The 24,600-nt window shown below is 70.0% G+C and carries 21 protein-coding genes; 11 read left to right on the forward strand and 10 right to left on the reverse strand.

Annotation, left to right across the window (positions count from 1 at the left end; genetic code table 11):
• Nucleotides 1–134 precede the first annotated feature (134 nt).
• Nucleotides 135–776: a hypothetical protein gene (locus ACV7JO_RS03475; RefSeq protein ID WP_470354953.1), complete on the forward strand. Its 642-nt coding sequence runs from the start codon at nt 135–137 to the stop codon at nt 774–776.
• Between the two features lie 82 nt (nt 777–858).
• A complete protein-coding gene (locus tag ACV7JO_RS03480; protein WP_470354954.1) occupies nt 859–1,785 on the forward strand; it encodes a ketopantoate reductase family protein in 927 nt (308 codons plus the stop codon).
• Between the two features lie 30 nt (nt 1,786–1,815).
• Here the strand turns inward: ACV7JO_RS03480 and carA are convergent, their stop codons facing one another.
• On the reverse strand, nt 1,816–2,862 hold the full coding sequence (gene carA, locus ACV7JO_RS03485; RefSeq protein ID WP_470354955.1) for a glutamine-hydrolyzing carbamoyl-phosphate synthase small subunit: 1,047 nt from the start codon (nt 2,860–2,862) through the stop codon (nt 1,816–1,818).
• A 102-nt stretch (nt 2,863–2,964) separates the two neighbouring features.
• On the opposite strand from carA, the gene ACV7JO_RS03490 reads away from it, so the two are divergent.
• A complete protein-coding gene (locus ACV7JO_RS03490) occupies nt 2,965–3,378 on the forward strand; it encodes an Lrp/AsnC family transcriptional regulator (protein ID WP_470354956.1) in 414 nt (137 codons plus the stop codon).
• 141 nt (nt 3,379–3,519) lie between these two features.
• Nucleotides 3,520–4,620, forward strand: a complete 1,101-nt coding sequence (locus tag ACV7JO_RS03495; RefSeq protein ID WP_470354957.1) for an AI-2E family transporter — start codon at nt 3,520–3,522, stop codon at nt 4,618–4,620.
• Nucleotides 4,621–4,650: 30 nt separating this feature from the next.
• Here ACV7JO_RS03495 and ACV7JO_RS03500 read toward each other — a convergent pair whose 3' ends face one another.
• Genes ACV7JO_RS03500 through btuC form a run of 3 tightly spaced genes read right to left on the reverse strand, consistent with a single transcriptional unit; the run spans nt 4,651 to nt 9,444 of the window.
• The gene (locus ACV7JO_RS03500; RefSeq protein ID WP_470354958.1) at nt 4,651–7,077 is read right to left on the reverse strand and encodes a DEAD/DEAH box helicase; all 2,427 of its coding nucleotides are present in this window, start codon (nt 7,075–7,077) and stop codon (nt 4,651–4,653) included.
• Nucleotides 7,078–7,108: 31 nt separating this feature from the next.
• A complete protein-coding gene (locus ACV7JO_RS03505) occupies nt 7,109–8,341 on the reverse strand; it encodes a heme ABC transporter ATP-binding protein (RefSeq protein ID WP_470355747.1) in 1,233 nt (410 codons plus the stop codon).
• A 32-nt stretch (nt 8,342–8,373) separates the two neighbouring features.
• Nucleotides 8,374–9,444 carry a vitamin B12 ABC transporter permease BtuC gene (gene btuC, locus ACV7JO_RS03510; protein WP_470354959.1) on the reverse strand — a complete coding sequence of 357 codons (1,071 nt, stop codon included), beginning with the start codon at nt 9,442–9,444 and terminating at the stop codon, nt 8,374–8,376.
• 59 nt (nt 9,445–9,503) lie between these two features.
• On the opposite strand from btuC, the gene ACV7JO_RS03515 reads away from it, so the two are divergent.
• Genes ACV7JO_RS03515 through ACV7JO_RS03525 form a run of 3 tightly spaced genes read left to right on the forward strand, consistent with a single transcriptional unit; the run spans nt 9,504 to nt 13,317 of the window.
• Nucleotides 9,504–10,592: a PGF-CTERM-anchored ABC transporter substrate-binding protein gene (locus ACV7JO_RS03515; RefSeq protein WP_470354960.1), complete on the forward strand. Its 1,089-nt coding sequence runs from the start codon at nt 9,504–9,506 to the stop codon at nt 10,590–10,592.
• A 39-nt stretch (nt 10,593–10,631) separates the two neighbouring features.
• Complete coding sequence (locus ACV7JO_RS03520; protein ID WP_470354961.1) at nt 10,632–11,369, forward strand: 5-formyltetrahydrofolate cyclo-ligase; 738 nt, start codon at nt 10,632–10,634, stop codon at nt 11,367–11,369.
• A 40-nt stretch (nt 11,370–11,409) separates the two neighbouring features.
• Nucleotides 11,410–13,317, forward strand: a complete 1,908-nt coding sequence (locus tag ACV7JO_RS03525; RefSeq protein WP_470354962.1) for a sensor histidine kinase — start codon at nt 11,410–11,412, stop codon at nt 13,315–13,317.
• 25 nt (nt 13,318–13,342) lie between these two features.
• Here ACV7JO_RS03525 and ACV7JO_RS03530 read toward each other — a convergent pair whose 3' ends face one another.
• The 3 genes from ACV7JO_RS03530 to ACV7JO_RS03540 form a co-directional block, all read right to left on the reverse strand.
• Nucleotides 13,343–14,749: a dihydrolipoyl dehydrogenase family protein gene (locus ACV7JO_RS03530; protein WP_470354963.1), complete on the reverse strand. Its 1,407-nt coding sequence runs from the start codon at nt 14,747–14,749 to the stop codon at nt 13,343–13,345.
• A 107-nt stretch (nt 14,750–14,856) separates the two neighbouring features.
• Nucleotides 14,857–17,376, reverse strand: a complete 2,520-nt coding sequence (locus ACV7JO_RS03535) for an efflux RND transporter permease subunit (RefSeq protein WP_470354964.1) — start codon at nt 17,374–17,376, stop codon at nt 14,857–14,859.
• Nucleotides 17,377–19,305 carry a COG1361 S-layer family protein gene (locus ACV7JO_RS03540; protein WP_470354965.1) on the reverse strand — a complete coding sequence of 643 codons (1,929 nt, stop codon included), beginning with the start codon at nt 19,303–19,305 and terminating at the stop codon, nt 17,377–17,379. It abuts the gene before it with no gap.
• A gap of 254 nt (nt 19,306–19,559) precedes the next feature.
• Between ACV7JO_RS03540 and ACV7JO_RS03545 the strand changes: the two genes are divergently transcribed.
• Nucleotides 19,560–20,180: a TetR/AcrR family transcriptional regulator gene (locus ACV7JO_RS03545; protein ID WP_470354966.1), complete on the forward strand. Its 621-nt coding sequence runs from the start codon at nt 19,560–19,562 to the stop codon at nt 20,178–20,180.
• Here the strand turns inward: ACV7JO_RS03545 and ACV7JO_RS03550 are convergent.
• The gene (locus tag ACV7JO_RS03550; protein ID WP_470354967.1) at nt 20,177–20,755 is read right to left on the reverse strand and encodes a HalX domain-containing protein; all 579 of its coding nucleotides are present in this window, start codon (nt 20,753–20,755) and stop codon (nt 20,177–20,179) included. The genes ACV7JO_RS03545 and ACV7JO_RS03550 overlap by 4 nt on opposite strands.
• Nucleotides 20,756–20,848: 93 nt before the next feature.
• On the opposite strand from ACV7JO_RS03550, the gene ACV7JO_RS03555 reads away from it, so the two are divergent.
• The gene (locus tag ACV7JO_RS03555) at nt 20,849–21,442 is read left to right on the forward strand and encodes a hypothetical protein (RefSeq protein ID WP_470354968.1); all 594 of its coding nucleotides are present in this window, start codon (nt 20,849–20,851) and stop codon (nt 21,440–21,442) included.
• A gap of 5 nt (nt 21,443–21,447) precedes the next feature.
• Here ACV7JO_RS03555 and ACV7JO_RS03560 read toward each other — a convergent pair whose 3' ends face one another.
• A complete protein-coding gene (locus tag ACV7JO_RS03560) occupies nt 21,448–22,023 on the reverse strand; it encodes a response regulator (RefSeq protein ID WP_470354969.1) in 576 nt (191 codons plus the stop codon).
• A gap of 115 nt (nt 22,024–22,138) precedes the next feature.
• Between ACV7JO_RS03560 and ACV7JO_RS03565 the strand changes: the two genes are divergently transcribed.
• On the forward strand, nt 22,139–22,426 hold the full coding sequence (locus ACV7JO_RS03565) for a DUF8006 family protein (RefSeq protein ID WP_470354970.1): 288 nt from the start codon (nt 22,139–22,141) through the stop codon (nt 22,424–22,426).
• A 6-nt stretch (nt 22,427–22,432) separates the two neighbouring features.
• Here the strand turns inward: ACV7JO_RS03565 and ACV7JO_RS03570 are convergent, their stop codons facing one another.
• Nucleotides 22,433–23,284: an NAD(+)/NADH kinase gene (locus ACV7JO_RS03570; protein ID WP_470354971.1), complete on the reverse strand. Its 852-nt coding sequence runs from the start codon at nt 23,282–23,284 to the stop codon at nt 22,433–22,435.
• Nucleotides 23,285–23,392: 108 nt separating this feature from the next.
• Here ACV7JO_RS03570 and ACV7JO_RS03575 point away from each other — a divergent pair, with 108 nt between their 5' ends.
• Nucleotides 23,393–24,529: a KaiC domain-containing protein gene (locus ACV7JO_RS03575; RefSeq protein WP_470354972.1), complete on the forward strand. Its 1,137-nt coding sequence runs from the start codon at nt 23,393–23,395 to the stop codon at nt 24,527–24,529.
• The last annotated feature ends 71 nt before the right edge of the window (nt 24,530–24,600 follow it).

The raw sequence follows: 24,600 nt of genomic DNA on the forward strand, positions 1-24,600 counted from the left end.
ACGTTATCGGACTATAATCGACGAAACGCCCGCTCGCGCGGCGAAAACTACGACGTTCGCAACCCTCTTGTCGGCAGCCACCGCAGTCGTGGCATGGACCACGCGACGAACGCCGCCTCGGGGTGGGGGTGGCGATGAGCGACGGGAACGTCGCCGACAGGGCGTTCACCCTCTCGGAGATGGCCCCCGACGACTCGGTGACGATGGGTGTCCTCGCCAACCGCGAGGGTCGGTTCTCGCAGGCGCGGCCGCTGAACGACCCGCCCGTGACGTACCTCGACGGCGCGGAAGCGCCGGCGTACGTCCTCACGAACGGGAAACGCGGCATCGGCCGCGGGACGAAACGCAACACCGTCTCGCCCGCGGGCGACAGGCGGACGGTCGTCCTCGTCACCGGGCGGCGGACGCTCTGTCTGGTCGGCACGGCTGACGGCGACGAGGTCATCGCGGTACCCCACGAGGCCGTCGCCGACGTGGTCTGTAAGCGTGGCCTCCGCGCCCACCGCATGGCACTCCGGACACCCCGGAAGATGTACCACTGCTGGGTCCACCGGAAGACCGACATGTCGGTTCTCGAATCGGCCGCGGCGTTCATCGAGGAGCGCCGGCCCGAGGAACCCGAGTCGATAGACGGCGACGACGACGCGAACCGGGTCATGTACCGCGGCCGCCCGGTCGCCCCCGACACCACCCGCGAGGACACCGACAGCGACCAGACGGTGATGTACCGCGGCCGGCCGGTAAACGGAACCGACAGCGACGACGACGCCGAGTGACCGTCCGACGCGGAACTGACCGCCCGACACGGAACCGACTGCTTCACAACACCTACGTCGCGGCCGCCCCCACGGAGCCCACATGAAGTTCGCAGTGTTCGGAGCCGGCGGCATCGGCGGTTATTTGGGTGCGCGGCTGGCCGACGCCGGCCACGAGGTCCACCTCCTCGCGCGCGGCGACCACCTCGATGCGCTTCGGGCCGAGGGCCTGCGCGTCGAGAGCGTCGCCGGCGACGCCAGCGTCGACCTGCCGGCGACCGACGACCCGGCGGACGTCGGCCCGTGTGACTACGTCCTCTTCTGCGTGAAAGCTCACGACACTCGCGGGGCCGCTGCGGACCTCGACCCGCTTCTGGGCGACGAGACGGCCGTCGTCTCCTTCCAGAACGGCGTCGACAACGAGCCGTGGCTGGCCGACGAAATCGGCCGCGACCACGTCGTCGGCGGCGTCGCCTACATCTTCTCGACCATCGCCGCCCCCGGCGTCGTCGAACACACCGGCGGCCCGGGACGGTTCGTCTACGGCGAACTCGACGGCGGGCGGACCGACCGCATCGAGGCATTGGATACGGCGTTCGCTGCCTGCGAGGGGCTCGAAGGCGTCCTCGCCGACGACATCCACACCGAACTCTGGGGGAAGTTCGCCTTCATCTGCGCCCAGTCCGGGTTGACCGCCGCGACGCGCCTGCCGCTTGGCGACATCCGCGACACCGAGGAGACATGGGGGATGTACCGGCGGGTCATCGAGGAAGTGTGTGCGGTCGCCCGCGCCGAGGGCGTCGCGCTCCCAGACGACACCGAGGCCGAGTGGGTCGAGTTCGCCCGCGGCCTCGACGCCGACTCCTACTCGTCGCTACATTACGACCTGACCCACGAGAAGGCACTCGAACTCGACGCGCTGAACGCCTCGGCCGTCCGCCACGCCGAGGCGGCAGACGTGGCCGCGCCGATGAACGAGGCAATCGCGGCCGTCCTCCAGCCGTGGGCCGAAAAGTTCGCGGACGACTGACCCTCGCTCTCTCGGTCCGCTACGGCTCTCCTACTCCTCTGCCATCCCGAGTACGTCGTCGAAGAAGCCCAGCGAGTCGTGCGGGCCGGGGTTGGCCTCGGGGTGGTACTGGCGGGTGATGATGTTCAGGTCGTCGTTTTCCAGCCCCTCAGGGGTGTCGTCGTTGACGTTGATCTGCGTCACGTCGAGCTTGTCGCCGGGTTCGGCGACGGTGTAGCCGTGGTTCTGGGTCGTCATCACGACCTGATTCGAGCGGAGGTCGCGCACGGGCTGGTTGACCCCGCGGTGGCCGAACTCCATCTTCTCGGTCTCGCCGCCCAAGGCGTTGGCGACGACCTGCTGGCCGAGACAGATGCCGGCAAGCGGCACGTCGCCGACGTACGTCTCGACGAGTTCGCCGGCCTGCTCGAAGTTCTCGGGGTCGCCGGGGCCGTTCGAGATGAAGAGGAGGTCCGGGTCGGCGGCGGCCACGTCGTCCTCGCTCGCGTCGTACGGGAAGACGTGGACGGTGGCGTCGCGCTCGACCAGCGACTCGACGATGGAGCCTTTCGCGCCGCAGTCGACCAGCGCGACCGTCGCGCCGTCGCCGCCCTCGTTGTGGACGGTCACGTCGTCGACGGAGACTTGCGCGCCGATGTCGGTGTGGTCGGACATGTGCTTGCACTCGTGGAGTTCGTCGAGCGCGTCCTGCTCGGTCACGTCGGGGCCGGCCGCGATGCCACACTTCATCGCACCCTCGTCGCGGATTTCGGTGACGATGTCACGGGTGTCGAGGTGGTCGACGGCGGGGACGCCCTCCGATTCGAGCCACTCGGCGACCTCGTCGGTCATCTCGCGGGCGACGGCGGCGCGGGGGTGGACGCGGTCGGACTCGAAGCGCTCCTCCCGGACGCCGTAGTTCCCGATGAGCGGGTACGAGAACGTAAGCACCTGCTCCTCGTAGGAGGGGTCGGTCAGACTCTCCTCGTAGCCGGTGTACGCCGTCGTGAACACCAGTTCGCCGCGGGCCGTGCCGGGCGAGCGAGCGCGGGCTTCGATTACGCGGTCTCCCTCCAGCGCGACGTATGCGTCAGCCATTACGAGATGCGTATTCCATCGGCGCTCATAAGGGTTGCTTTCGAAGGCGAGTTACGATTTTCGTAATACTCAAGTCGGGGCCGTCAGTAGCCTCACATCTCGATGGACGAACTCGACCGCGAGATACTCTCGATACTCCGCCGGGACGCCCGTATCCCGTACACGGAGATAGCAGACGAGGTCGGCACCTCTGAAGGGACGGTCCGCAACCGCGTCGAGAGCCTCGTCGACGAGGGCGTCATCGAACGCTTCACCGTCGCGACGCGGACCGGCAACGTCAAGTCGATGATAGAGGTCAGCGTCGACGTCGATGTCGACACCGAGGCTGTCTCCGACCGTATCTCCGAGTGGCCCGCCGTCGACTTCGTCTGGCAGGTCTCGGGCGAGGAAGACATCGTCGTCGTCGTCGACGCTGCCGACACGAACGCCGTCAACGACCTCATCACGCGGGCCCGAGAGTTAGACGAAGTGGTGAGTACGAAGACGAGGCTGATTCTGGACGAACGAGTCGGCTGAGTGGGAGGCGCTCGGTATCCGGAATCCGCCGATTGGAGGCTGATTCTGGACGAACGAGTCGGCTGCGCGGAAGCGGGCAACGACCACCGTCGACTCGGAGTTGTCGGCATATTTATACCTGTACGCGGAATGGTGACGCGTATGGACGAGAAACGTCTCGTCGTCGCCCTGTTTGGCCTCCTCGTCGCGGCCGTCCTCGGTGCCCTCGCCTACCAATTCATCGCGCCGCTGACCGTCTCGGTGTTCCTCTACTACTCCACCCGGCGGTACTTCAAGTTCCTCCGGCGGCTCCGGCTGCCCGCCCGGGTCCGGGCGGTGGTGGTCATGGCGTCGCTGGCGGTCCCGCTGCTCCTGCTGGTGAGCTACGCCGTCGTGTTGCTCGTCGTCGAGGCCCAACAGTTCGTCGAACAGTACGCCCTCGTCTCCGTCGCGTCGACACACGTCGACTGGCTGGGCGGGATAGAGACGGTCCCCGACCTGACGGTACAGGGGATGTACAACGCTTACCAGTCCGGACAGCTCTCGCCGCTGGTCGAGTTCGTCACCGGCCACGCGACGCTGTTGACCACGGTGGTCTCGAACCTCTTTCTCAACCTCTTTGTGACCGTCATCGTCACCTACTACCTCCTGCTCGACGGCGGGCGGATACGGGGGTGGCTCCTCCGGTTCGACGACGACGCCGTCATCCGCGAGTACCTCGAAGCCGTCGACTCGGAACTGGAAGCGGTCCTCTTCGGGAACCTCCTGAACGTGCTCGCCATCGGCCTCATCGCCATCGCGTCGTTCAGCGCGTACAACGCGCTCGTCCCGGCCCCCGCGGAGGTCCCCTATCCGGCGCTGGCCGGCGCGCTGACCGGTATCGCCAGCCTGATTCCCGTCGTCGGCATGAAGATAGTGTACCTCCCGCTGACCGGCATCGCCGCCCTGCCCATCGTCTTGGGCGGGGACTCGTCGCTGCTGGCGTACGTTCTGGGCTTTCTCGTCGTCGCCGTCGTCGTGGTCGACACCGTCCCGGACCTGCTGTTGCGGCCGCTGCTCAGCGGCGAGAACACCCACGTCGGCCTGCTGATGCTGGCGTACACGCTCGGCCCCGTCGTGTTGGGGTTCTACGGCCTCTTCTTCGCGCCGATACTGCTGGTCGTCGGCCTGACGTTCGCTAACACGGCCGTCCCCCGACTGCTGGGGGCCGACGAGCCCGACGGCGTCCCGGCCGACCAGATGCGGTTGGAGGACTTCAGCTAACGTCGCTGCGGGCGTCGCCGGTCGGCCCCGTCAGCTCGTCTCCTCGCCGGTCAGCCCGTCGAGCAGGTGTATCGCCCCGTGTTTGTCCAGCGGGTCGTTGGCGTTGCCACAGTGGGGCGACTGCACGCAGGCGGGGCAGCCGTCGGTGCAGTCACAGGTCCGCAGCATCGACAGCGTCGTCCGCATGAGGGCGTCGACGTCTTCGTAACCGGCTCGCGTCAGGCCGACGCCGCCGGGGTAGCCGTCGTAGACGAAGACGGTCGGCGCGTCGGTGTGGGGATGCAGCGGCGTCGACAGCCCGCCGATGTCGCCGCGGTCACAGAGGTACTCGAAGGGGAACATCGAAATCATGGCGTGCTCGGCGGCGTGAATCGCGCCCGGGAAGTCCCCGGGGTCGCCGTCCGGCCCGCGGTCGCTCGCGTCACCCTGCGCTCCGTCCGCCCCGCCGTCGGTCTCGACGCCGTCGGCGTCCGGGTCGGCCGCCCCGCCGCGAATCTCGCGTTCGAGGTCGCTCGGCACGGTGTGGTACAGCGCCCGCGTCTCCAGCGTCGTCTCGGGGAGGTCGAGCGACCGCCGGCCAAGCACCTCGCCGGAGCCGCTGTCCCGGCGCTCGTAGCCGGTAATCTGTTTGCGCATCGTCACCGAGGCGAACCGGACCGGCACGTCCGGGCGGGCGGGTAGCGTCCGCCCGCGCAGGTCAGCCTCGACGGTGATGGTCTTGTCGTGGCGGACCCGCGTGTAGTAGTCGGCCCACGTCCTGTCGAGCGTCGCCACGCCGGCCGCGAGGTCGAGGTCCGTCACCTCGTAACGGCGGCCCTGATGGTGATATATCGCGCCGGGGTGGGCGTCTCGCAGGGCGTCCTCGAAGGGGAGCTTTGCGACCACGTCGTCGCCGGCGACGAGTTTCACCTGCCGGTCGTCGACGGTCCGCAGGCTCATCTCGTGATGGGGACTGCCCGACCCGAGCCAGCGGATGCCGTCGTCGGTGGTGCGGCGGTCGAGCCGGCCCTGTGACTGCAGGTCGGCGACCACGTCGGGGAACCGCTCCCCGAAGTGGCGGTCGTCGTCGGGCGAGAGCCAGTTCTCGCAGGCCGCGGCGTGGACGTGGTCCGGGAGCAACTGCTCGTTTTCGGGGTTCGTGACGGCCCGCTCCGCGCCGGTCTCGAACAGCGCGTCCGGGTTCTGGAGGACGTACTGGTCGAGTTGGTCCTCGCCGCCGACCAGCGCGACCAAGGCGGGGTCGGTGCCTCGCCCCGCCCGGCCGGCCTGCTGGAAGGCCCGCATCCGCGTCCCGGGGTAGCCGTCCAGCAACACGGCGTCCAGCCCACCCACGTCGACGCCGAGTTCGAGCGCGCTGGTCGACCAGACCCCGCGCAGGTCGCCGGACTGGAGGTCGCGTTCGAGCCGGCGGCGCTTCTCGTCGGTCAGCGCGGCCTGATACGCGCCCACGCTGTCGGCGAGAGCGGGCTCGCCGCGGTCCCGTAGCTCGTCGGCGCTGGCCGCCGCGTACCGCTCGGCGGCCTGCCGGGAGCCGGCGAAGACGACCGTCTGGAGGCCCCGCTGGACCAAGTCGACGAACAGCCGCTTGGTCTCGACGTGGCTCGACTTCCGGCGGCCGCTGCCGCCCCGTCCCTCGTACTCCGGCGGGTTCCACAGCAGCCAGTGGCGCGGGCCGCTGGCGCTGGCGTCCGCGTCGACGAGCGCGAAGGAGTCGGCCGGCCGGCCGGTGACGCCGGCGGCGTGGTCGACCGGGTTGCCGATGGTCGCCGAGCAACAGACCCACTCGGGGCCGCCGCCGGTGTCGCCCGCGCTCCCGGCGTCGAACCGCTCGGCGACCCGCTGGAGGCGGCGCATGACGAGCGCGACGTGGCTCCCGAACACGCCGCGGTAGCCGTGGACCTCGTCGACGACGACGGTCTCCAGCCGCCCGAAGAACCAGTCCCAGAGCCGGTGTGCGTGGGGGAGGATACCGTAGTGGAGCATGTCCGGCGTCGTCAGCAACACGGTCGGCTGGCGCTCGCGGACGGCCTCCTTCTCCGACTTCGACTGCCGGCCGGTGTACTGCTCGACGGAGACGCCCGACGCGAACCCCAGTCCCCGCGCGAGTTCCGACAGCGTCTCGGTCTGGTCGTTGATGAGCGCGACCTGCGGGGCGACGTACAGCGCCGTCGCGCGACGGTCCAGCGCCCGCTCGAACGCTGGAACGGTGTAGGCGAGGCTCTTGCCGCTCGCGGTCTCGGTCGCGAGGACGACGTTGTCGCCGGCCCGCACCGCTTCGACGGCGTCGACCTGATGGGCGTACAGCGACTCGATGCCCGACTCGGCGAGGACGCCGGCGAGGCGGTCGTCGAGGTCGCAGTCGGCGAACGCGGCTTCGCTCCCGGGGACGGTCCGCTCGTCGACTAGCTGTCCCTCGTAGTACGGTCGGTCCCGGAGCCACGCGACGGTGTCGTCCACGACCCGAGTTGGGCCAGCGTCGGTATCGGTCTTACTCTTCGTGCCACGGGGCCGCACGCTCGGGCCGGTCGCCGCCGTCCCGGACCGCCGCCGGGAGTGCGTCGACGGTGACCGTCTCCGCGGCCCCCCCGACGGGGACGCCGTCGTCGCTTCGCACCGCCAGCAGGCGGTCGGCGGCGTCAACGACCGGTCGGTTCCCTTCGCCCACCTCGCCGGCCGCGACCACGGCGTCGGCCGCGCCGGCCAGTTCGACCGCGCGGCGGCGCGCGCCCGCGTCGATGCCGGCGAAGGGCGGCACCGTCACCGCCGGGCAGTCCAGCGCTGTGGCGCGCTCGGCTGCCGCGTCGCCGGCCGGCGCGACTCCGACGCTCACCTCGGCCCCGGCGGCGACGAGGCGGGCCAGCGCGGTCGCGGCCGGTCGCCCCGTTCCGACGACGTGGACCCGCGCGTCGACGCGCTCGCGCTCGGGCAGCGGCGTCACGAGCGGGGCGTCGCTGTGGGGCTGGCGGGTCACGAGCGCGTCCGCGCCGAAGGCTTCGCCGACAGTTTCGCGCGCGAGGACCGCCTCGGGCGGGCCGGCGGCGAGCACCTGCCCGCCCGACAGCAGGACGAGCCGGTCGCAGTACCGGGCCGCGAGGTCGAGGTCGTGGACGGCGGCGACGGCGGTCTTCCCGTCAGCGACGAGCCCCGAGAGCAGTTCCAGCGTCCGGACGGCGTGGTTGACGTCGAGGCTCGCCGTCGGCTCGTCGAGCAGCAACACCGGCGTCGCCTGCGCGAGCGCGCGGGCGAGGAGGACCCGCTGGCGCTCGCCGCCCGAGAGGTCGGTGACGGTCCGGTCTGCGAACCGGGCGACGGCGGTCCGCTCCATCGCCGCCCGGACGGCCGCGCGGTCGTCTTCGCCCGGCCGGTCCAACCGCCCGAGGTGGGGCGTCCGCCCCATCTCGACGACCTGCTCGACCGTGAACGCGAAGGATAGCTGTGGCTCCTGTGGCATGCTGGCGACGAGTCGGCCCCGCTCCCGGGCCGACAGCGCGGGCAGGGACTCGCCGGCGACCCGCACCCGGCCGGCGTCGGGCGTCAGCGTCCCCCGTATCGCCCGCAACAGGGTCGTCTTGCCCGCACCGTTCGGCCCGACCAGCCCGACCAGCGCCCCCTCGTCGACGGTCAGCGAGACGCCGTCGAGGACCCGCTGGTCGCCCAGCGAGACGGCGAGGTCGGTCACGTCGACGACGGGCGCGTCGCTCGCGTCGTCCGCCCGGTCCACGCGCCCGGCCTCGTCCGCGCCGTCGGTCCCGCTCACAGTTCGTGGACCTCCCGGTTGCGCAGCAGGTAGAGGAAGAAGGGCGCGCCCAGCGCGGCGGTGACGATGCCGACCGGCACTTCGGCGCTGCCCGAGCGCGCGAGCGTGTCCGTGGCGACGAGAAACGCCGCGCCCGACAGCGCCGCGGTCGGCAACAGGATTCGGTGGTCCGGGCCGACGAGCAGGCGCAGGACGTGCGGGACGATGAGGCCGACGAAGCCGATGACGCCCGCGACGGCGACGCCGGCGGCCGTGACGACGGCCGACGCACCCAGCAGAATCTGCTTGGCCCGCTCGACGTCGATGCCGAGGCTCGCGGCGTCGGGTTCGCCGAGCAGGAGGACGTTCAGGTCGCGGGCGTACGCCAGCAGGACGCAAAAGAGAACGGCGACCGGGAGCAGCGTCGCCGACACGTCGCCCCACGTGGCGCTGGAGAGGTGGCCCATGAGCCAGAACACCGCCCGGCGCATGCTCTCGCCGCTCTGGAGCAGGAGGAAGGAGACCACCGCGCCGAGAAACGTCTGGACGGCGACGCCGGCAAGCAGCAGCGTCGCCACCGGCGTCCGCCCGTTCCGAGTCGCCAGCAGGTAGACGCCGAACGCCGACAGCAGCGCGCCGGCGAAGGCCGCCCCATGGAGGCCGAGTCCGAACGGGACGGTCACGGGCGCGACGATGGACGCCACCGCGCCGACGGCCGCCCCCGCCGAGACGCCGATGATGGCCGGGTCGGCCATCGGGTTCCGGAAGACGCCCTGCATGACGGTGCCGGCGGCGGCGAGCGAGAAGCCGACGACGGCGGCGAGCAGGACCCGCGGGAGGCGGACTTGGACGACAATCTGGCGGTGGAGGTCCGCGACGGGAAAGGAGAACAGCGGCGTCGTCGAGAGGGCGACGCGCGCGCCGTCAACGGTGACGCCGGTCGGCACCGCGACGCCGTTCAACAGGACCTGCGCCACCTCGACGGGCGGAATCCACACCGGGCCGACGGCGGCGCTGGCGGTAACCACGGCGACCAGCAGCGCCGAGAGGCCGGCGGCCCACGACGCCGTCCGTCCGGCGGCATGCATGTTCACAAGGTGAGTTGCAGTAGGCAAATATTTATTGTTCGACCGGCCCGGTACAGACGATGGCACGGCTGCAGACGCTGCTCGTCGGACTCGCGCTGGTGACGACCGCGGTCGGTGCCGCTCCGGGCGTGGCGGGGCCGGCCAGCGCCGCGACGCAGACGGACTGCGGGTTCCCGGTCACGCTGACGGACGCGACCGGCACCGAGATTACGCTCGACGAGCGCCCCGACCGTGTGACGACGACCAACCCGTCGGCGGCCCAGACGATGTGGGAGGTCGGCGGCCGCGAGCAGGTCGTCGGGTTGACCCGGTACGCGTCGTATCTGGAGGGGGCCGGCGACAGGCGCAACGTCTCCGCGGCCTTCGGCGTCTCCGTCGAGGAGGTCGTGGCGACCCAACCGGACCTCGTGCTCGCGCCCAACGCCAGCGCCGGGCAGGTGGGGGCGCTGCGGGACGCCGGCCTGACGGTGTATCACTTCCCCGCGGCGACGAGCATCGCCGACATCCGTCGGAAGACGGCGACTATCGGCCGCCTGACCGGTAACTGCGCCGGGGCCGCCGAGGCCAACGCGTGGATGGACGCCAACGTCGCGGCCGTCCGCGAGACGACCGCCGATATCGAGGACCGACCGCGGTCGCTGTACCCGCTGGGCGGCGGCATCGTCGCCGCGGACGGGACGTTCGTCGACTCGCTGCTGACGCTGGCCGGGACCGAGAACGTCGCCGCGCGGAACCACACCGGCTACCCGAAACTGAGCGCCGAGGTCCTCCGCCAGCGCGACCCCGAGGTGCTGTTCGCCACCGAGGGCCGGGTGTCGGCGGTGACCGAGGAACCGTACGCCAGCACGACGGCCGGCCGGCGGAACGCGACCGTCGTCCTCCGGACACGGGACCTGAACCAGCCGGCCCCCCGGAGCGTCGTCAACGCCGCCCACGACGCGACGGCGCAGTTGTACCCCGACCGCTACGACTCCGACAGCTACGTCGCCCGCTCGGCGGTGGCGTCGGCGACGCCGACCGCGACGGACGCGCCGGCCGCGACAGCCACGACAGCCGAGACGACCGGCGGGAGCGGAGCCGGCTTCACCACGCTCGCCGCGCTCGGGGCGGCCGTCCTCGCCGCGCTGGCGGTCGCCGCCCGCCGGTAGGGGGCCGACGCTTTTCCCCCGCGGCCCCGTCCGGTCGGTATGGACAAGGAGGCCATCCGAACGGCGGTCTGGGACGCCCTCGAGGAGCACGGCGTCGCCCGGTTCCCGTTCCCGCCCCACGACCGCATCCCGAACTTCGCCGCGGCCGAGCGGGCGGCCGACCGCCTGACCGGGACCGACGCGTGGGCGGCCGCCGAGACGGTCAAGGCCAACCCCGACGCCCCGCAGTTGCCCGTTCGGCGAGCCGCGCTCCGGGCGGGCAAGACCGTCTACATGGCCGTCCCGCGGCTGCGCGACGAGCGCTGTTTCTACGAACTCGACCCCGAGCGACTGGACGACCTCGCGGCCGCGCCGGCCGTCTCGAACGTCGCCGACCACGCCGCGCAGGTCGGCCCCGAGGCGGTCGGGGGCGTCGACCTCGTCGTCTCCGGGTCGGTCGCCGTCACCACGGACGGCGCGCGAATCGGCAAGGGAGAGGGGTTCAGCGACCTCGAGTACGCCGTCCTCCGGGAACTCGGCCTCGTCGACGACGCGACGCCGGTGGCGACGACGGTCCACGAACTGCAGGTCGTCGGCGCTCCCGAGGGCGTCGTCGACGCTGCCGTCCCGGTGGACGACCACGACGTGCCGATGGACCTCGTGGTCACGCCCGACCGGACCGTCGAGACGGCGTCGCCGTACGACCGGCCGACCGGAGTCGACTGGACGGCCCTGCGCGACGAGCGCGTCGCCGAGATGCCGGTGCTGGCCGCCCGCGCGCCCCGAGACAGACGCTGACGCTCGACACGCCTTTATATCTAAACGTTCAACGTCGTTCATGGAACACCCCGTGGCTGCGGGGCGACGCGACGCCACAGAGCGGCCGCGCGTCCTCTACGTCGACGCCGACGACGACGCCGCGGCGACCGTGAGCGCGTCGCTAACCGCCGACGAGGCCACGGCAGCGGTCACACGCGCGACGACTGTCGAGGCGGCGCTGGCGCGGCTCGACGACGAGGCGGTCGACTGCGTCGTCAGCGAGTACGCGCTCCCCGACGGGGACGGGCTCGAACTCCTCCGGGCGGTCCGAGCGCGGCGGCCCGACTTGCCGTTCGTCCTCTTCACCGACGACGGCGACGAGCGCGTCGCCGGCGAGGCCGTCGGCGCGGGCGCGACCGACTACCTCCGGAAGTCGCCGGTCGACGAGCAGACCGCCGAGCTACGGCAGCGCGTGCTGTCGGCAGTCGCCGACCGGACCGAGCGCGCGGCGATTCTCGGCCGGCTGACCGACGGGTTCGTGGCGCTGGACCGGGACTGGCGGTTCACCTACCTCAACGAGCGGGGCCGCGAACTGCTCGCAGAGGCAACCGGCGAGGAGTTTCGCACCGGCGAGTTGCTCGGCCGGAGCCTCTGGGAGACGATACCGTCGGCCGTCGACACCGATCTTCACGACGCCTTCCACCGGGCGATGGACGAGCAGACCGAAGTCACCTTAGAGGGGTACTACGCACCGCTGGAGACGTGGTTCGAGGTCCGCGCGTACCCGTCGCCCTCCGGCCTCTCGCTGTACTTCAGCGACGTGACCGACCACCACGAGCGCGAGGCGTCGCTGGTCAGGCGCGACGAGGTGCTCCGGGAGGTCTACGGCGTCATCGCCGACAAGGACCGCGACTTCGAGACCAAGGTCCACGACCTCCTCGAAGTCGGGCAGTCGGTCCTCGGGACGGACTACGCCGCGCTGTCCCGCGTCGAGGGCGACGACTACACCTTCGAAGTCGTCCACGACCCGACCGGTCAGACGCAGTCCGGCGACACCATCGAACTGGGGGCGACCTACTGCGAGCGGGCCATCGACGAGGCGGAGTCGCTCGTGCTGTCGGACATCGAGGCCGACGCGCCGGAACTGGCCGACCGCGACGCCTGTACCGAGATGGGCGTCGCCTGCTACCTCGGGACGCCGGTGTGGGTCGACGACGCCGTCTACGGCACGGTCTGTTTCTACGACCGCGAGCCCCGCGACGAGGCGTTCAGCGACTGGGGCGTGACGCTCGTGGAACTGCTCGGCAAGTGGGTCAGCTACGAACTCGAACGCGAGCGCCGCGAGGCCGAACTGACCCGCGAGCGCAACCGACTGGCGGACTTCGCCAGCCTCGTCAGCCACGACCTGCGGAACCCGTTGATGGTCGCCACGGGACACCTCGACGTCATCGCCGATGCGTACGACGGCGACCCGGAACACGTCGACGCCGCGATGACGGCCTTAGAGCGGATGGACGAACTCATCGACGACGTGCTGGCGTTGGCCCGCCTCGGGGAGAGCGTCGTCGAGACTGAGCGGGTGTCGCTGGCCGACGTGGCCGCCGAGGCGTGGACGACCGTCGAGAGCGAGGACGCGACCCTCGATGTCGAGACAGACGGGACCGTCATCGGGGACGCGAGCCGCCTCCGACAACTGTTCGAGAACCTCTTCGGAAACGCCGTCGAACACGCCGGTGAGTCGGTGACGGTCACCGTCGGCCGGCTCGCGGACGCCGGTGGCTTCTACGTCGCCGACGACGGTCCCGGCATCCCCGAGGCCGACCGCGAGCAGGTCTTCCAGAGCGGCTACACCACGAGCGACGACGGGACCGGGTTCGGCCTCCGCATCGTCGCCGAGATAGCCCAAGCCCATGGCGGCGCGGTCACCGTCACCGACGGCGTGGCCGGGGGCGCGCGCTTCGAGGTGTCGGGCCTCCGCGTCGAGTGAGACGGGACCGCTCTTCGAGCTCCCCCTACCCGTCGAGTTCGGCGACGCAGTCCCGGATGAGGCCGTCGAGGTTCTCGGGGAGCGTCGGGTGGTAGGCCCGGTCGGGCAGGTCCCGCACGTCGAGGCCGTTCTCGACCACTATCTGCATCGTCTTGGCGAAGCTGTCGGCGTGGTAGTGCATGCCCTGCCAGCCCAACACGGTGCCGTCGGCGGCGTCGACGACCAGCTTCGCAAGCCCCTCGGGGACGTCCTTGGACTTGAACACGCCGTCGTCGCTGGCCTGTCGGGTCGCGGTCACCACGTCGTAGCCCGCCTCGCGGGCCGTCGCCTCGTTGTGGCCGACGCGGGCGAAGGGGTAGACTCCCAGCCCGGAGAAGATGACGTGGTGGTGGACGTTCCGGTAGGCCTGTGGCGTCCCGCCGGCCTCCTGCCGGAGGATGTTCGCGGCCGCGGTGAACCCTTGCTCCTTGGCGACGTGGAGAATCGGCTCCTTGCCGTTGACGTCGCCGACGGCGTAGACGCGGCCGTCGTCGCGGGTCTGCATCGTCTCCCTGACCCACTCGCCCGCGACCTCGACGGCGGTGTTTTCCAGTCCCAGCCCCCCGACGGTGGGTCGGCGGCCGGTAAAGAGGAACAGCTCGTCGGCCTCGAAGGCCGCCTCGCTGCCGTCGTCGTAGGCCACGTGTAGGCGGACACCGCCGTCGTCGGTCGCCTCCACCCGTCGCTCGCGGCAGTTGGTCTCGATGTCGATGTCCCAGTTGTCCTCGTAGATCGAGAGCGCCTCGTCGCCGAACTCCGGGTCGCCCTCGTCGATGGGGCGGTCGTCGTGTTCGACGACGGTGAGCTCCATCCCGCCGGCCTCGGCGAGGTACGGGACCAGTTCCATCCCGATGTAGCCAAAGCCCATCACGATGCCCGAGTCGGGGAACTCGGTGGCGTCGAGCACGTCGGCGCTGGTCATGTAGTCGACCTCGCCCATCCCCGGCAGGTCGGGGACGTTCACCGACGAGCCGGTGGCGACGACGACGTAGTCGGCCTCGTACTCCTCGCCGCCGGCCCGGACCGTGTGGTCGTCGACGAACGTCGCGGTGTCGTGGACGAACGTCACGTCGTCGCGCTCGGCCATCTCGTGGATGGCGTCCCGACGGTGGCCGGCCCACCCAAGCACGTGGTCGTCCTTGCGCTCGACGACGCGTTCGAGGTCCACCTCGGGCACGTCGCCGACCAGCCGCTCGTCGTGGCGGGCCTGAAACCGGTGGGCACCGGCCGAGAGGACCTCCTTGGAAGGCATACACCCTCGCAGGATACAGAGGCCGCCGCCGGGCTCGCCGTTGTCGATGAGCGTGAGTTCGATACCGTCCTCGTCGACGAGGTCGCCGGCGACGGCCGCGCCGGCGCTCCCGTACGCGCCGATGATGACGACGTGGGTCATATCGAGGTCTAGCGTCGCCGCCGGATAAAGGCTTCATACGGCTGGCGCCGGACTGCCGGCCGCGCCGCCCCCGGGTGCGGGTGCCCGGAAGGCGTTGTGACCCGTCCTCAGTCGTCGCCCCCGGACGGCCGCGCTGGCCGGGGGCCACCCAGCCGGAACAGGCCTGACAGGTCCGTCTCGCCGTTTGCCAACCGGTCCCAGACGACCAGCGCCGACGGGAGGACGACCATCGACGTGAGGAAGGCGTACGCGATAGACAGCGCGGTCAGCATCCCGAACTGGCCGATGGCGGGGAACACCGCAAGCGCGAGGACGCCGATGCCGAAGGTGGTCGTCAGCATGCTCCCGAGCAGGGCCCCGCCGGTCCCGCGGACGGTCGCCTCCAGCGCCGGCACGAGGTCGGCCTCGGCGCGCTCGTCGGCGAAGCGGTGGGTGACGTGGACCGAGTAGTCCACCCCCAGCCCGATGGTGATAGAGAGCATCGTCGCCGTGAGGGCGTTCAGCGGAATGTTGAGGAACCGCATCGTCCCCGCCAGCAGGGCGACGGTGACGACGACCGGCACGACGTTGGCGATGCCAAGCGACCCCCGTCCCTCGATGACGTGGTAGATGAACACGAGGAAGACGACGGTCCCCGCGAGCGCCAGCGCCAGCGACTGGATGGCCGACTGGAAGATGACGTCGGCCACCGCTTGGAAGACGATGGTCGAGCCGGTCGCGGTCGCCGCGAACCGGAACCGCTCGTCGGCGAGTTCCCGCGTGTCCGCGGTCACCTCGCTGTTGCTGGCGTCGGACTCGACGGTGTAGACGACCTGTGCGCTCCGGTAGTCCTCCGCGAGGTAGTTCAGCGCCCGGTCGCGGGCCGGCGAGTCCAGCAGGTACTCGTAGACCTCGCCGAGGTTGTCGTCGGGGACGCCGTTGTCGTTGGCGTCGTTGCGCTCGACGAGCCGGCGGAACTCGGGGTCCTGCTCGGCGTAGTCACGGATGACCGTGACGATGGAGGTCGATTCGGCGCGCCCGCCGTCGGTCCGGACGTACGTGTCCGGCGGGTCGTCGCCGGCCCGGTATAGCTGTTCCAAGGCGGAGTCCTGTCGCATCGGTCCCTCGACGTAGACCGTCGCCTGACTGCTCTGTGTCGTGGCGAACTTCTCTTCGAGGAAGTTCAGCTGTCCCGTCACGGTGTACTCGCTGGGCGCGAACGGCTCGGGCAGGGACTCTATCCAGTCGGCGGTGTCCTCGGGCGGGAGGAAGTCCTCCTGTGAGAACGAGGTCGAGACGCCGGTCGCGTAGTAGCCCGCGCCGGCGGTGAGGACGAGCGTCGCCAGCAGGAAGGCGACGGGCGCTCGGTCGGCGATGACGACGCCGCCACGGAGGACGCCGCCCAGCGCCGACCCCTCGGAGCCAAGCGGCGTCTGCTTGAACGTCGGGATGGGGTAGCGCTCGCGTAGCCGGTCCAACTCCACCTTCGCCGCCGGGAGGAAGATTCCGAAGATGAGGAAGGTGAACGTGATGCCGACGCTGGCGACGAAGCCGAAGTCCTGAATCGGCGGGAGCGCGCTCGTGAGGTTGGCCGCGAACCCGATGACCGTCGTCCCCGTGACGATGAAGAAGGCGACGAGTAGCTGGTCGGTCGTGATGCGCATCGACTCCTCGACGCCGGCCCCGTCGGTCCGCTCCTCGCGGTAGCGGTTGATGGCGTGGATGCCGAAGTCGATACCTACCGCGAGCAACAGCGGCGGGACCGCGATGAGCATCTGCGAGAACGGGATGCCCGCGAGCCCCATGAAGCCGAACGTCCAGACGACGGCCATGAACAGGGCCACGAGACCCAGCAGCATGTCCGAGAGGTCGCGGTACGCGATGGCGAGGAAAAACAGGATGAACAGGACCGCGGCCGGCACCGTGAGTATCAGCGAGTCGCCGACCACGCTGGAGAACTCCTCGGCGATGATGCCCGAGCCGAAGACGGTTATCGACCCCTGTCCGGCCGAGGAGACGGTGAACTCGGTCTGCTTCTGGATGCCGGTCAGGGGGCTCGACCCGCCCTGCCCGGAACCCGAGGAGACGCCGGCCGGAATCTCGTGGGTGACGAGGCCGATGGTGGCCGACGCCGAGGCCGACCCGCGGTTGAAGTCCTGACTCACGAGCGACGTGAACTGCGCGCCCGCGGCGGCGTCGCGGACGGCCCCGTCTATCTCGCGGGGCGTCGCCGACTCGACGGCGCGTATCTGTTGCTCGGTCGTCTCCGCCGACGGGTCGAGCTGTTGGGCGACGATGCCTGCCGCGCTCGACGTGGAGGTCACCCGTAGGGCCTCGTGGTCCTCGACGCGCTCCTGTGCGCGCAGCATCCGTAGCAGCGACGGCTTCGAGAGGACGTTGTTGCTCTCTTGGATGAGCTGTGTGTTGCCGGTGTCGGCCGAGAACGACGGGGAGAACTCGTCGTTGACCTGCGTGAGCGCCTCCTCGGCGGGGAGTCCGGTCGTGAACTGTGAGGTCCCGGCGTTGGTCGAGATGCCGCCGAGGCCGGCGCTGAAGACGAGCGTCACGACGGCGAACGCGATGACGACCCGCCGTGAGTCGTTCGCGATGCGGTCGTCGACCCAGTCGATGTACCGCTGATACTCCATCTATCTGAACCTGAAGTAGCCGCCGATGGCGAGTACCGCGACCAGCGCGACGCCGCCGATGGCGGCCAGCGGCGCGCCGCCACCGCCGCTCTCGGTTGTGACCTGCACCGGGACCCGGTAGCTATCGGAGACGACGGTGTCGCCGTCGGGCTCCTCGTACTGGAAGTCCACCGAGACCGGGTAGCTCTTGTTCAGCGCGGTGCCGGCCGCGCCGAGGCTGAAGGTCACGTCCGTCGACTCGCCGGGACCGAGGCTATCGACGTAGGCCTCGTCGTCGTTGGCGCTGATGGGCGAGTCGGCGAACAGCTTCGCCGAGATGGCCGACAGCGTCTCGTTGCCGGCGTTGGTGACGGTCAGCGTCACGACGGTGGACTGGCCGGCCCCGACCCTCGTCCCGCTGGCGTCGATGTCGAACTCGTCGGCGCTGGGGGCCACGTCGGCCCGCACCTCGATGGCGTCGCTCTCGCGGCGGTCGCCGTCGTCGTCGCGGTAGCTGGCGACGAAGTCGAACTGGCGGGGGCCGGCGTCGGCGTTGTCCGAGACGTCGACGCCGAAGTCGACTTCGGTGGACTGGCCGGGGTCGAGGTCGCCGACGGCGTACTGGGTCTCCTGTGGCGAGATGTTGGTGTGGTCGCTCTGCCAGTCGAGGACGACGTTCTCGACCGCGCGGTCGCCGGTGTTGGTCAGCGTCGCACTGAGTCGGCCCTCGTCGCCGGCCCGCAGTGTCGTCTCCACGTCGCCGAGGTCGAAGGACTGTTCGGGCTCGGGCAACAGCCCCACGGCGAGGCCGTCGGTCGTCGCAGCGTCGCCCTCGGGGTCCTCGTACTCGACGGTCGTCGAGAGCGCGTAGCTGCGCCGCTCGGCGTCCGGGCTCGCGGTGGCGTCGACGGTGACGTTGCGGCTCTCGCCGGGTTCCCACTCGCCGACGTAGACCGTCGTGGCCTCGGCCTCCCCGAAGGTGATGTCGCTGTTCCGGGAGGTCAGCGTCACGGTGGTGTCGCTGACGGTCACCGGACCGTCGTTGAGCAGTTCCACCTCGTAGCTGCCGGCGTTGGCGATAGCCACGTCGCTGTCGGTGCGGACGACGCTGAACGTCTGCTCGGGGTCGGGGGCGATGCCGACGGAGGAGGTCACCGACTGCTGGCTCGACCCGTCGGCGTCGCTGAAGTTGACCGCGAGGCCGAACTCGTAGGGCTCGGCCTCGGCGTTCTCGCTGGCGGTGACGCGGTACCGGAAGGTCCGCTCCTCGCCTTCGGCCCACTGGCCGACGTAGCGGGAACTGCTCTGCTCGCCGCCGACCGTGAGGTCCTCGTTCAGGCTCTGTAGGCTGACGGAAGCGTCGGTGGCGTTCTCGTTACCGGTGTTCTCGACGGTGACGGCGACGGTCCCGGTCGAGTCGACGCGGGCGTCGGACTCGACGTCGGTCACGTCGAAGGTGGCGTCGTTAGTGACCTGCACGGTGACGTACCGCGTCGTCGAGACGCGCGACTCGTCGCGGGTCCCGCTCTGCTCGGCGATGAGGCTCGTGTACTTGTAGTCCAGTCGCACCGGGACGCGGTAGGTCCCGGGGTCGGCGTCCTCGTCGACGGTAATGTCGAACGCGAGGGGGTCGGACGCCCCTTCGGGGAACGTCCCGACGGCGACCTGTCCGGTCTCGACGGAGATGGGCGCGCCGCCGGACCCGAGCCTGACGGTCAGGCCGCGCGCGGTCGTGACCTCGCTGTTCAGGCTCGGGTTCGTCGGGGACCCCGTGTCGACGTCGCCGCTGTTGACGAGGACCACGTCGAGGGTGGTCTCCTCGCCCGGCACGACGTTGTTGTCGCTGAGTGTCGCGTCGATCTCGGGGCTTCCGGTCACGGCGGCCATCGCCGTGCCGGAGAGCAGTACCAGTACAGTAACGGCCAGTATCAGGGGGGTGGTGACTCTCATTCGTGGGCGGCGAGCGGGGTGGCGGTCTGCTGTCGAACGGCGCGTTTCGTCGCTATCTTGGGACGGCTCCGCACATACCCGTTCTGGTCCCGGGGTGGGCGTCCCGGACCGTCGCCGGAGTCGAACGCTCGTTCGGTCATCGCATCGAACGAACGTTCGGTAGAATATCAAGCTTGTGGTTCGGACACAGACCGTGACGGCCGCCGGGCCGGGGAGCGAAAAGGGTTTGTCGGCCGACCGAATATTCGTTCGGTATGGCCGAAGGGATACCGTTCGCGGGCGACCCCGCCGACTCCCACGAGGCGATAATGCGGGCGACGTTCAGCGCCCTCCAGGAGTACGGCTACGCGGGCCTCTCTATCCAGCGCATCGCCGACGAGGCGGCGCTGAGCAAGTCCACGTTCTACCACCACTTCGACGGGAAAGACGACCTCCTCGTCTCCTTTCTGGAGTTCCTCTTAGACGAGTTCGACCGCGTGTTCCGGCTGGAGTCTGGGGGTGACCCCGCCGAGGACCTCCGGACGTTCATCACGCTCGTCATCGGCGAGTTCCCCGGCGAGGAGGACACGCCGGACAAGGAGGACGTCCTCGCCACCTACGTCGAACTCAGGGCCCAAGCGGTCCGGGACCCGGACTTCCGGGCGCAGTTCACCGAGACCGACTGCCGCTTCTGTGACCACCTCTCGGACATCGTCGAGTCAGGCATCGAACAGGGCGTGTTCGCCGACGTGGACCCGAACCGGACCGCGCAGTTCGTCCTCTCGACGCTCGACGGCATCATGATGCGGACCGCCACGCAGGACAACGGGGACACCGAGACGCTGCGAGCCGAACTGGAGTGGTATCTCGACGAGCGGCTCCGCGTTGACGGCTAGTTCGGCCCGCGGCCTATCGACCGGTAGGTCTCGACGATGTCGTCGAAGTCGTCGAGTTCCGTCCGGAGCTGCCACTCCAACTCCTCGGCGCGCTCGGCCAGCGCCTGATACTCGCTGCTCTCGTCGAGTTGGGACTGTGACTTCTCGGCGTCCAGCAGCGTAATTTTCGACGTTATCTCGAAGAACTCCTCTAAGCGGTCGTCCCCGCCGGGCGGGTCGAGGTGCTGGTCGAGCGTCGCCAGCAGCGTCTCCCGGTCGACCGGCTTCCGGAGGTAGTCGTCGAACGACATCTCGAGGATGTTCAGGTCGGGGTCGACCGCGGTCAGCATGACGACGACGCCCTCGTACCCCCGCTCGCGGAGCGTGTCGAGTACGTCGTCGCCGTGTACGTCCGGCATCCGGCGGTCGAGCAACACCGCGGCGTACTCCGGTCCGGCCTCTTCGAGGGCCGCCGTCCCGCCGTATACGGTGGTCGGCTCGTAGGCCTCGCGGATGCGAAGCGCCTGCGTATCCGCCACGTCCGGCTCGTCGTCGACGACGAGGACGCGCAGTCGGCCGTCGGATGTTCGAGACACTCGTGGGGTCAGCTACGGGCACGAGCCGTTTATCCCTGTCGCGCCGGGGCCGTCCCGAAAAGGGTAACACGCCGCCAGTCGAGCCACCACATCATGAGCGCGCGGTCGTCTTCGGGGGGCGGGTCGGGGCAGCGACTCGGGAGCCTCGCCGCGGTCGTCGGCTGGATAGGGGCCGGTGCCGTCGGCGTCGCCGCGGCGGCGCTCGTCGCCGACGCCGTCCTCGACCTCCCGCTCTCGCAGACGGTCGCGGTCGGCCTCGGCCTCGCGCTGGGCGGCGGCGTCGGCGGCGTCGCGCACCTGCTCGTCACCGACGAGGAGGCGACGGCAACGGCCGACGAGACGATGACCGTCGCGTCCGACGGCGACACGGAGCCGGGCCCCCGACCCGCCGACCTCTTCTCGGAGCATCCCGACCCCGTCGTCTACTTCGCCGACGAGACCGACGGCCCGGTCGTCCGGGCGGTCAACGAGACCTACGAGGCGACGTTCGGGACCGACACTGACGCGCTGGCGGGCGCGCCGCTCTCGGCGGCGGTCGTCGCCGAGGACGCGGTCGCCGCGGCGGCGCTGACCGACCCGGCCCACGACCCGGTCGTCGACTGCGAGACCGTCGACGGCGCGGCGTCGTTCCGCCTCCGGACCGTCGGGTCGACGACGGGCTACCTGCTCTTTACGCCGGCGGACTGACCGGCTCAGCCCGGGTGGCGGCGTATCTCTCTGAACGCGGCGTCGATGTCCTCGAACTCCGCGAGCGCGCGGTCCATCTCGTCTCTGAGCGTCGCCGCGCGGTCCTCGAGGGCCGACACCTCCTCGTTGTCTTCGAGCGACGTGGGCGTCTTCTCCGCTTCGAGCAGGGCGAGCTTCGAGGTGACTTCGAGGTAGTCTGCGAGCCGGTCGTCGTACCGCCGGGCGGTGAGTTGCTGCTCTATCGCCTCGACGAGGTCGTCTTTCTCCACCGGCTTACAGAGGTAGTCGTCGAACGACATGTCGATGATGTCGAAGTCCGGGTCGACGGCGGTTATCATGATGACCCGCGTATCGAGGCCGCGGTCGCGTATCTCCGCGAGGACCTCGTCGCCCGCCACGTCGGGCATCCGGCGGTCCAACAGGACGACGTCGACGCTGTCGTCGACCGCCTCGAGGGCCGCCGACCCGCCGTAGGCCGTCTCGGTGTCGTATTGGTCCCGAAGCCGGAGGGCGTATACGTCGGCGACCTCTCGCTCGTCGTCGACGACGAGCACGGTCGGGTTCTCGGTAGCCTCTGGCACGGTACTGTCTCGGCGGTGGGCGTACAAATAACTGGTCCCGTCGTTCGGTCACTGTGCCATAGCGGCGGCGTAACGGAACTTTAAAGATTGCGTCACGGCCAGTTTTCGGATAGGAATGCTCGCGCCACCGCTGCAAGTCATCGACAGCTTTCTGCTGAACTACACCATCGGTGACGTCCTCCTGCTCGGGTTCGTCGCCGGTGCGGTCGGCGTCCTGCCGAAGCGGTCGCTGCGCCTGCTCGGCGTTCACACCATCGGCGTCGCGCTCCTCCTGCTCGTGATTCCCACGTCGATGATGGAGCCAAACGCCGGGAGCGTCCTCGGGTCGGCGTTCCAGTACAAGCTGTTCGGTCTCGTACTGCTGGTCATCGCGCCGGTGCTCTACAGCGTCGGCCGTCGCTGACCCGCCTCACGCGAGCTTGCCGAGCGCGGTGAAGAAGTCAAGCGGCGGCCCGGCGAGCCGGACCGGCTCGCTCGCCCGCGAGAGCGTCACCGTCGCCGGCGCGTCGAGCTGTTCTCTCACCCGTCCGTCGCTGACGACGGCGACCCCATCGGCGTCGGACACCTCCACGACGATGTCGCTGTCGCCGTCCACGACCAGCGGCGGCATCCCCGTCTCGCCGGCCATCTCGGTGACGACGAAGCCGTCCACGTCCGGGTGGACCAGCGGTCCCTCCTCGCTGAGATTGTAGGCCGTCGACCCGGTCGGCGTCGCCACCAACACCCCGTCGGCGTGGCCGGCGTCGTAGGGCGACCCGTCGATACTGACCTCGAAGGTCCCGCCCCCGCCCGGTCCGCGGCCCCCGCCCTGTACGACCACCTCGTTGAGCGCCGGCGAGAGCGTCCAGTCCGGCCCCTCGGCCCGGAGTCGCGGGAGCGCGCGGGTCCGTGCCGTCCCGGTCCGCTGGACGTGTTCGGCCTCGGCGACGACGGTCTCGACGGCCTCCTCGGGGGCCAGCGAGTTCAGGAAGCCGACCTCGCCGAGGTTGACGCCCAGTATCGGCGTCGACCCGGCCCCCCGCGCGGCGTAGAGGAAGGTGCCGTCGCCGCCGATGCTGACGACCAAGTCACAGGACCGCATCTCGTCGACGGGGCGGCTCTCGGCCTCGGCGGCCGTCCAGTCGTCGTCGCCCGGGACCCGGTCGCCCGTCGTCTCGTCGACGACGACCGGTTCGGAGATGTCGGCGAGGCGGTCCCGAAGCGTGCTGGCGAGCGACAGTGCGCGGTCGTTGTCGCGCTGGGCGACGATACCGACGGTCATTGGTCGGGAGTTTCGCCCCGGCGGACATAAACCCCCGACGACGGCAAGGTTATATTAATCTCCGCGAGAAGTGGCTGGCATGGCGCGCCCGCGCGACCCGTGGTTGCGATGAGCGAGGACGACGCCGACGACGACTGGTTCGAGAGCGCCTTCGACGAGGACGACGAGTCCGAAGCTGACGGCGACGACCCGGCGGGAGAGCCCGCGGCCGACGACTCGTCCGACGGGTCGAGCGGCGACGCGTTCGACGCCGGGGGCGACAGCCCGTTCGAAACCGGCGATACGGGGGGAGACAGTCCGTTCGACGGTGACGACGGCGGGAGTCCATTCGACGGTGACGACGGCGGGAGTCCGTTCGACGACGACGTGGAGAGTGACAGTCCCTTCGACGCGGACGCCGGCGACGCGGGCGACGACGGCTCGCTCGACGACGCCGGCGAGGGCGGGGGGCTGTTCGGCGAGGACTTCGCGTCGGCGTTCGATTCGGCGTCGGGACCGGGCGACGGGGGCGGCGCGGGCGGGGAGTTCGCCGACGAGGACTTCGACTCGGACATCCCGCGCATCGACATCGGTATCGAGGGGTTGGACCGGATGATACAGGGCGGGGTGCCCGAGCGCCACCTCGTCGTGACCGTCGGCTCCGCCGGGACGGGCAAGACCACGTTCGGCCTCCAGTTCCTCCACCACGGGCTGGAGAACGGTGAGAACTGCGTCTTCATCACGCTCGAACAGTCCCACGAGTCCATCATGGACACCGCCGGCGACCGGGACTGGGGGTTCGAGGAGTACGAGGCGGCCGGCCGGCTCGCCGTCGTCGACCTCGACCCCGTCGAGATGGCGAACAGCCTCGACAACATCCGCGGCGAACTGCCGGCGCTCATCGAGGAGTTCGACGCCGACCGCCTCGTCCTCGACTCGGTCTCCCTGCTGGAGATGATGTACGACAACCAAGCCAAGCGACGGACGGAGGTGTTCGACTTCACGCGGGCGCTGAAGCGGGCCGGCGTCACGACGATGCTCACGTCCGAAGCCAGCGAGGACAACCCCTACGCCTCCAGACACGGCATCATCGAGTATCTCACCGACGCCGTGTTCATCCTCCAGTACGTCCGCTCGGAGACCCGCGAGACGCGGCTGGCCGTCGAGATACAGAAGATACGCAACGCCAACCACTCCCGGGAGACCAAGCCCTACGAGATAACGATGGACGGCATCTCCGTCTACCAGCAGGCGAACATCTTCTGACCCGTCTAGCGGCCTAAAACTCCATATATTCCTTGCCGGGAACGGTTATTACAGGGTCGACCCACCACTGG

It is taken from the genome of Haloarcula sp. MBLA0138, assembly GCF_055632455.1.

What these genes read in the sequence shown, in the direction of transcription:
- ACV7JO_RS03515 (WP_470354960.1), top strand. Translation starts at nt 9,504, where the DNA reads ATGGCACGGCTGCAGACGCTGCTCGTCGGACTCGCGCTGGTGACGACC.
- ACV7JO_RS03570 (WP_470354971.1), bottom strand. Translation starts at nt 23,284, where the DNA reads ATGACCGTCGGTATCGTCGCCCAGCGCGACAACGACCGCGCACTGTCG.
- ACV7JO_RS03545 (WP_470354966.1), top strand. Translation starts at nt 19,560, where the DNA reads ATGGCCGAAGGGATACCGTTCGCGGGCGACCCCGCCGACTCCCACGAG.
- btuC (WP_470354959.1), bottom strand. Translation starts at nt 9,444, where the DNA reads ATGCATGCCGCCGGACGGACGGCGTCGTGGGCCGCCGGCCTCTCGGCG.
- ACV7JO_RS03540 (WP_470354965.1), bottom strand. Translation starts at nt 19,305, where the DNA reads ATGAGAGTCACCACCCCCCTGATACTGGCCGTTACTGTACTGGTACTG.
- ACV7JO_RS03555 (WP_470354968.1), top strand. Translation starts at nt 20,849, where the DNA reads ATGAGCGCGCGGTCGTCTTCGGGGGGCGGGTCGGGGCAGCGACTCGGG.
- ACV7JO_RS03575 (WP_470354972.1), top strand. Translation starts at nt 23,393, where the DNA reads ATGAGCGAGGACGACGCCGACGACGACTGGTTCGAGAGCGCCTTCGAC.
- ACV7JO_RS03520 (WP_470354961.1), top strand. Translation starts at nt 10,632, where the DNA reads ATGGACAAGGAGGCCATCCGAACGGCGGTCTGGGACGCCCTCGAGGAG.
- ACV7JO_RS03525 (WP_470354962.1), top strand. Translation starts at nt 11,410, where the DNA reads ATGGAACACCCCGTGGCTGCGGGGCGACGCGACGCCACAGAGCGGCCG.
- ACV7JO_RS03495 (WP_470354957.1), top strand. Translation starts at nt 3,520, where the DNA reads ATGGACGAGAAACGTCTCGTCGTCGCCCTGTTTGGCCTCCTCGTCGCG.
- ACV7JO_RS03565 (WP_470354970.1), top strand. Translation starts at nt 22,139, where the DNA reads ATGCTCGCGCCACCGCTGCAAGTCATCGACAGCTTTCTGCTGAACTAC.
- ACV7JO_RS03475 (WP_470354953.1), top strand. Translation starts at nt 135, where the DNA reads ATGAGCGACGGGAACGTCGCCGACAGGGCGTTCACCCTCTCGGAGATG.
- ACV7JO_RS03535 (WP_470354964.1), bottom strand. Translation starts at nt 17,376, where the DNA reads ATGGAGTATCAGCGGTACATCGACTGGGTCGACGACCGCATCGCGAAC.
- carA (WP_470354955.1), bottom strand. Translation starts at nt 2,862, where the DNA reads ATGGCTGACGCATACGTCGCGCTGGAGGGAGACCGCGTAATCGAAGCC.
- ACV7JO_RS03530 (WP_470354963.1), bottom strand. Translation starts at nt 14,749, where the DNA reads ATGACCCACGTCGTCATCATCGGCGCGTACGGGAGCGCCGGCGCGGCC.
- ACV7JO_RS03480 (WP_470354954.1), top strand. Translation starts at nt 859, where the DNA reads ATGAAGTTCGCAGTGTTCGGAGCCGGCGGCATCGGCGGTTATTTGGGT.
- ACV7JO_RS03490 (WP_470354956.1), top strand. Translation starts at nt 2,965, where the DNA reads ATGGACGAACTCGACCGCGAGATACTCTCGATACTCCGCCGGGACGCC.